Below are 5,761 nucleotides of genomic sequence, written 5' to 3' on the forward strand. Positions count from 1 at the left end.
GTCGGGCTATTGCGCGATGCTGGACGAGTTCTGCTCGATGCAGAGCTTGACGCTCCCGTGGCACGTGAGATTCGTGAGGCGATCGAACAGGGCCCGATTGCTGCCGAGATTTGCGATTTACATGTCTGGCGCGTCGGCAAGGGCCAATACGCCTGCATCGTGAGCGTTCTAACTTCTGCTCAAGCAGAGCCGGAAGATTTCAAACAGCTCCTTCGCGTGCACGAGGAGCTGGTGCATATCAGCGTCGAGATCAATCGCGCAGGCAGCGCAGCCTAGCGATCAGCGCAGGATCTGTCCGAGGAACGCACGAGTACGCTCTTGCCGAGCATTCTCGAAGAAATTAGCCGGCGTGTCCGCTTCGACGATGCTGCCCTCGTCCATGAACACGATGCGGTCGGCGGCCTGGCGTGCAAAGCCCATCTCGTGAGTCACGACCAGCATGGTCATGCCGTCCTCGGCCAGTCCGAGCATCGTATCCAGAACCTCCTTGACCATCTCCGGGTCAAGCGCGGAAGTCGGCTCGTCGAACAGCATGATCTTCGGGTTCATGCACAATGCGCGAGCGATGGCGACACGCTGCTGCTGGCCGCCGGATAGCTGCCCGGGGTATTTGTGCGCCTGATTGCCGATCCGCACGCGCTCAAGCAGTCGCATGGCGAGCTCCTCGGCGTCCGCCTTGCGCAGTTTCTTCACCCAGGTCGGGGCGAGCGTGCAGTTCTCGAGCACGGTCAGATGAGGAAACAAGTTGAAGCTCTGGAACACCATGCCGACGTTGCGTCGTACGGCGCCAAGCGTGCCCGGCTCGGATGTGATTTCCGTGCCATCGACGACGATCCGCCCGCGCTCGTGCTGCTCGAGTTGATTGATACAACGAATCAGCGTGGACTTGCCGGAGCCGGACGGACCGCAGATGACGATGCGCTCGCCCCGATGCACCGACAGATCGATGCCTCGCAAGGCGTGATAATCGCCAAACCACTTGTGCACGCTCTGCAGTTGCACGATCGCTTCGGCGGCCTCGTTGCTGGCCACTGCTTGCTGAGTCATACGCCCACCTTGTTCCGCCGCTCGAGACGATCCGCGAAACGCGCAAACGAGAAGCACAGCGCGAAATAGATCGCCGATATGAAGATGTAGGTTTCCACCGCCGGGGAATTCCACGCCGGATCGGCCAACGCGGCCTTCCCCGAGCTGATCAGATCGAACAGGCCGACCACCAGCACCAGGCTGGTGTTCTTGATCATGATGATGATGGTGTTGGTCAACGAGGGGATCACCATAGCGATCGCCTGCGGCAGCACGATCATTCGCTGCGTCTGCCAGTACGACAGGCCGAGCGCTTGGGCCGCCTCGACCTGCCCCCGCGGTATGCCCTGCAGCCCGCCTCGGATCACTTCTGCGATGTATGCAGAAGAAAACAACAGCAGCGCGATCAGCGCGCGAAAGAACTTATCCGGCAGCAGCGCTTCCGGCACCAGCAATGGCAGCATGATGGAAGCGATGAACAGGATGCTGAGCAGCGGCAACGCGCGCGTACCTTCGATGAAGACAATGCTCGCGATGCGCACCACCGGCAGGTGCGAACGACGCGCGAGTGCCAGGAAGATCGCGAAGAAAAAACCCAGCCCGATCGCAATGACAGTCAGAATGAGCGTGACCGGCAGGCCGCCCCACATCGAGGTCGACACGTACGGAACGCCGGGAACACCTCCGCGCATGAGCGCCAGAACGCCGGCCATCGTGCCAGCCCAGAGCCAGGCGAGATGCGGCCGCCACGAACTCGGACGAATCGAATACGCCAGCAGCGACAATAAGACGACACACACCAGCGCGGGTCGCCAACGCTCCTCGTTGGGATAAATGCCGAACAGGATCTGACTGTGCTTGGCGATCACGAAGCTCCAGCAGGCGCCCTGCACTTCGCGACAACTGGAGGGTTGTGCCGGCAGGAAGGCCGCATCGATCACCGCCCACCGAATCAACCCCGGAGCCAGTGCCGCCACGATCAAGCCGAGAGCGATCGTGATGACGGCATTGAGTGGGGTCCCGAACAAACCTTTCCACAGTCGCGAACGAGCGAGCGGCGGCTCGGGCGGAGCAACGGCGGCTTCGGTGGGCACGTTGACGCTTGCCATCTAGCGCTCCTTGATGGCCACGCGACGGTTGTACCAGTTCAGCAGCGCGGACATCGCCAGATTGATGCTGAGATACACGCAAATGATGATCACCGTCCCCTCGATCGCGTGGCTGGTCTTGTTGATGATGGTGCCCATCACGACCATGAAATCGGCATAACCGACCGCCAGCGCCAGCGTCGTGTTCTTGATCACATTGATATATTGACTGGTCATCGACGGCACGATGATTCGCAGCATCTGCGGCATGATGACCAGTCGAAGCACGCGAGATGGCGGCAGCGCCAGGGATCGTGCAGCTTCCCATTGACCTTTGGGCACCGCCGTGATGCCTGAGCGTACGATCTCCGCGATGAATCCCGTCGTGTACAGCGTGAGCCCGAACGTGATCGTGAACAACTCCGGCGTCAGCGCGAGGCCGCTCACGAAATCGGCGTTCTCGAATCGGGGCCATGCCACGCTCACCTGCCCCCAAGCGCCGACCAGGACCACCACCAGACAAAGCAACAGCACGGTACAGGTCGCCGCGACGTAGGGCGGGCGTCGCCCGCCGCTTGCTTGAACGCTGCTTGCCGCGGCCCGAGCGATGATCAAGGCGGCAATGGCTCCGACGAAACAAAGGAACATCGCCGCCCCGCTCCATTCGAACGAGACACGGGGCACGACGATTCCGCGCATCGAGGCCAGCACGCCCGGCATGATCTGGATCGCTCGATCCGCCGGCAGCACTTGCCACCAGAGGGCGTAGACGAAGATCAACAACAAAATGAGAGGAGTGTTGCGCGCGGTCTCGACCCAGGCGCGCGCGAGGCCGGCGATTAGAGGATTGCTGCTGATACGGGCGATGCCCAGCAGCGTCCCGAGAATCGTCGACAGCACGATGACGAGAACGGAAAGAAACAATGTATTGGCGATGCCCGCCGCGATCGCCCACAGATTGCTGTCGTCCGGACCGTAAGACAGTATGGACTCGGAGATCGTGAACCCGCTGCGCTCGGTCAGAAACGAGGCGCCGAACGGGATGCCACGCGCCTGAAGGTTGCCGATCGCCGTTGCGATGACGATCGCGACGATGCTGCCGAGGCCGAGAATGAGCAACGCCTGCAGGACCAGACTGCGACGTTCACCGGCACGCGGCAGCAGGCGCCCCAGCGCCTGCCTGCCCACGGACGTCATCCGCTCAATCCCAAGGAAGCGGGAACTGCAAACCGCCTTGCTTGTAGAGTTCATTCAAACGTCGCTCTGCCTTGATAGGTGTATCGCTGCCGAGATTGCGTTGCCAGATCTCGCCATAGTTGCCGATTTGCTTGATCACTTGATACGCCCAATCGTCCGTGAGTCCGAGCGCGCGGCCGAAGGCTCCGTCCTCACCGAGCACGCGGCGCTGCTCCTTGGTTCCGGACTTTCGTTTCTCATCGACGTTCGCCTGAGTGATTCCGTTGTACTCGGCCCAGACGAGCAGGTTCACGGTCCAGCGCACGATGTCGAACCAACGATCATCCCCGCGCGCGATGGCCACCCCATTCGGCTCGACGCTACTACCGATGTACATCAGCGCGTGTTCGTCAGGGTTCTTGGCGACGGTCGCGAGCTGACTCTTCGCCGCCAGGCCGTCGGTGACATACAAGTCGCAACGACCGGCGAAGTAGGTATCGCGTGCCGTCAGCGTCGAGTCGAAGTAGACGCGCTTCAACTGGATGCCGGCTTCCTGTTCCATCTCATCGAGCGCGTTCTCGACGAGGCTGCCACCGCCCTGCATGCAGACCGTCCGCCCGCCGAGTTCCTCGGGCTTGGTAATGCCGAGCGACTTGCGCATGATGACCGCATCACTGTCGTAGAGCGTGACCGCAACAAAGCGCATCGCCAGATCGCGTGTGAAAGTGATTGTTGTAGTACGCGACAGGATGTCGATCTCGCCCGTCTGCACGGCCGGCAAACGTTGGGCCGCGTTGAGCGGAGCGAACTGGATCTTCTGCGCGTCTCCGAACAGAGCCACGGCGAACGCGCGACAGATATCTGTATCGAAGCCGCGCCACACGCCCTTCTCGTCGGGCCGCGACAGGCCGGGCACGCCCTGGCTCGCGCCGCAACTCAGATAACCACGTTGCTTGATCTTTTCAACCACGCCACCGGTTGATTGGGCCGGACCGCCGCAGCCGGTCAGCGCTGCCGCGCCGACCAGCCCGAGGATCAAAGTCACAACACATTTCTTCATCTCGCTTAGTACCTGTTCCACCTGTCGATCAGAAACGTACCGCCACCCGGCCGTAATAGAAAGCACCGTTGTAGCCGAACGGCGAGAACTGCGGATAGACGATGCCGTTGGCGCGCTGGCCCGAACGCCGGTCCTCATCGGGGTAAACATCGAAAACGTTCTCCGCGCCAAGCGTGCCGGTGACCGAATCGGTGAAGTCATAACCGAGCTCGAGATCCATCAGCCACTCGGCCGGGAACGTCTGATCGAATGAAACAGCGGTCGGCGTCGCGTTCGGCACGGCGTCGGTCCACTTGCCGTAGTAGTTCGCCCGCACCAGGCTGTGCCAGCGGTCGACCGCATAGTTGAGCGCGAGCATGCCGCGAACCTTGGGATTGAAATCGCTGATCTCGATCTTACGTTCACGATCCACCGCCCGCGGATCGCGGATCTTGGTGACTTCGCTCGAGGTGTAGTTGGCCGACGCGGTCGCTCCCAACTGCGCGCCGCTGTCGAACGCCCAGCTCTTGCGCAACACGACGTCCACGCCTTCGGTCTTCGTGTCGAAGAAGTTGCCGAAGAACCTCACGCTCTGCACCTGGCCCGGATCGACGCCCGATGCAAGCAGAGCGGCACGATCCGCCGGCGTGATGGTGATGCGTGACGTCATCGCGATACGATCTTCGACCTCGATGTTGAAATAGTCGACCGAGAGCACATAGCCGTCGCCCCATTGGAACACCATGCCGGCGGCGACGTTGAAAGACTCCTCCGGATGAAGCGACCGCGCGCCGTAGTACTGCGCAAGCGGGCTCGCCGGTGGTTGCGTCGTCGTGAGCAGCAGTCCGCCGGTCAATGCGTCGATGTTGGTCGAGACATCCGAGATGTTCGACTGGCCCGGCGTCGGCGCACGGAATCCCGTGTTAACCGAGGCGCGCAACGCAATGGCGTCGTTGAATGCGAACCTACCCGATGCCTTCCAGTTGAAGGTCGTGCCGAAGTCCGAGAAATCCTCGAACCGCGTCGCCAAGCCCAGTGTCAACCGCTTGGTCACATCTGTTTCCAGGTCGAGATACGTCGCCCAGTTCGAGCGCGAGTGTTTGCCGGCAGTGGATTGCGCATAACCCGGGAAGCCGCTGGAGCCCACGGCCAGGCCGATGTAATTGCCGGTGTCGGGATCGAGCACGCGAGCGTACGGCCCGGCTTGCCACGATGCCTGATCGCCGGCCTCGATCTCGAACGACTCTTCGCGCCACTCCGCACCGAAAGCGACGTTCAGCGGCGCGGCGAACATTCCCGTTTCCCACGGGTACACAAAATCCGCGTGCAGCTGCGTCTCTTGTTGGGTCATGGTGCCCGCGTCAAAGGATCTCGGCGAGTCCGGACCGAGCGATGGATTCACGGTATTCGAGAGCCGATAGTTCAGCTCATT

5 protein-coding genes and 1 pseudogene are annotated in these 5,761 nt (G+C 61.6%); 1 reads left to right on the forward strand and 5 read right to left on the reverse strand.

What is annotated here, in order from left to right; genetic code table 11:
- Nucleotides 1-276 (forward strand): annotated as a pseudogene (locus JNL55_RS12145) (cation transporter); the annotation flags it as partial.
- Between the two features lie 3 nt (nucleotides 277-279).
- Here the strand turns inward: JNL55_RS12145 and JNL55_RS12150 are convergent.
- The 5 genes from JNL55_RS12150 to JNL55_RS12170 all read right to left on the reverse strand — a co-directional run.
- Nucleotides 280-1,047: an amino acid ABC transporter ATP-binding protein gene (locus JNL55_RS12150; protein ID WP_293853143.1), complete on the reverse strand. Its 768-nt coding sequence runs from the start codon at nucleotides 1,045-1,047 to the stop codon at nucleotides 280-282.
- Complete coding sequence (locus JNL55_RS12155; protein WP_293853144.1) at nucleotides 1,044-2,135, reverse strand: amino acid ABC transporter permease; 1,092 nt, start codon at nucleotides 2,133-2,135, stop codon at nucleotides 1,044-1,046. Before JNL55_RS12155 ends, JNL55_RS12150 begins: the two co-directional genes overlap by 4 nt.
- On the reverse strand, nucleotides 2,136-3,311 hold the full coding sequence (locus JNL55_RS12160; RefSeq protein WP_293853146.1) for an amino acid ABC transporter permease: 1,176 nt from the start codon (nucleotides 3,309-3,311) through the stop codon (nucleotides 2,136-2,138).
- A 4-nt stretch (nucleotides 3,312-3,315) separates the two neighbouring features.
- Entirely contained in the window at nucleotides 3,316-4,350 is a 1,035-nt protein-coding gene (locus tag JNL55_RS12165; RefSeq protein ID WP_293853149.1) for a transporter substrate-binding domain-containing protein, read from the reverse strand.
- Nucleotides 4,351-4,378: 28 nt separating this feature from the next.
- Nucleotides 4,379-5,761 (reverse strand): TonB-dependent receptor plug domain-containing protein (locus JNL55_RS12170; RefSeq protein ID WP_293853151.1); only part of this gene is annotated, 1,383 nt, incomplete at its 5' end.

The organism is Steroidobacter sp. (genome assembly GCF_016790065.1).
Taxonomy (GTDB): domain Bacteria; phylum Pseudomonadota; class Gammaproteobacteria; order Steroidobacterales; family Steroidobacteraceae; genus Steroidobacter.

Bases quoted from the DNA above. Each gene is read 5' to 3' on its own strand.
- JNL55_RS12150 (WP_293853143.1), bottom strand. From the start codon at position 1,047: ATGACTCAGCAAGCAGTGGCCAGCAACGAGGCCGCCGAAGCGATCGTG.
- JNL55_RS12155 (WP_293853144.1), bottom strand. From the start codon at position 2,135: ATGGCAAGCGTCAACGTGCCCACCGAAGCCGCCGTTGCTCCGCCCGAG.
- JNL55_RS12160 (WP_293853146.1), bottom strand. From the start codon at position 3,311: ATGACGTCCGTGGGCAGGCAGGCGCTGGGGCGCCTGCTGCCGCGTGCC.
- JNL55_RS12165 (WP_293853149.1), bottom strand. From the start codon at position 4,350: ATGAAGAAATGTGTTGTGACTTTGATCCTCGGGCTGGTCGGCGCGGCA.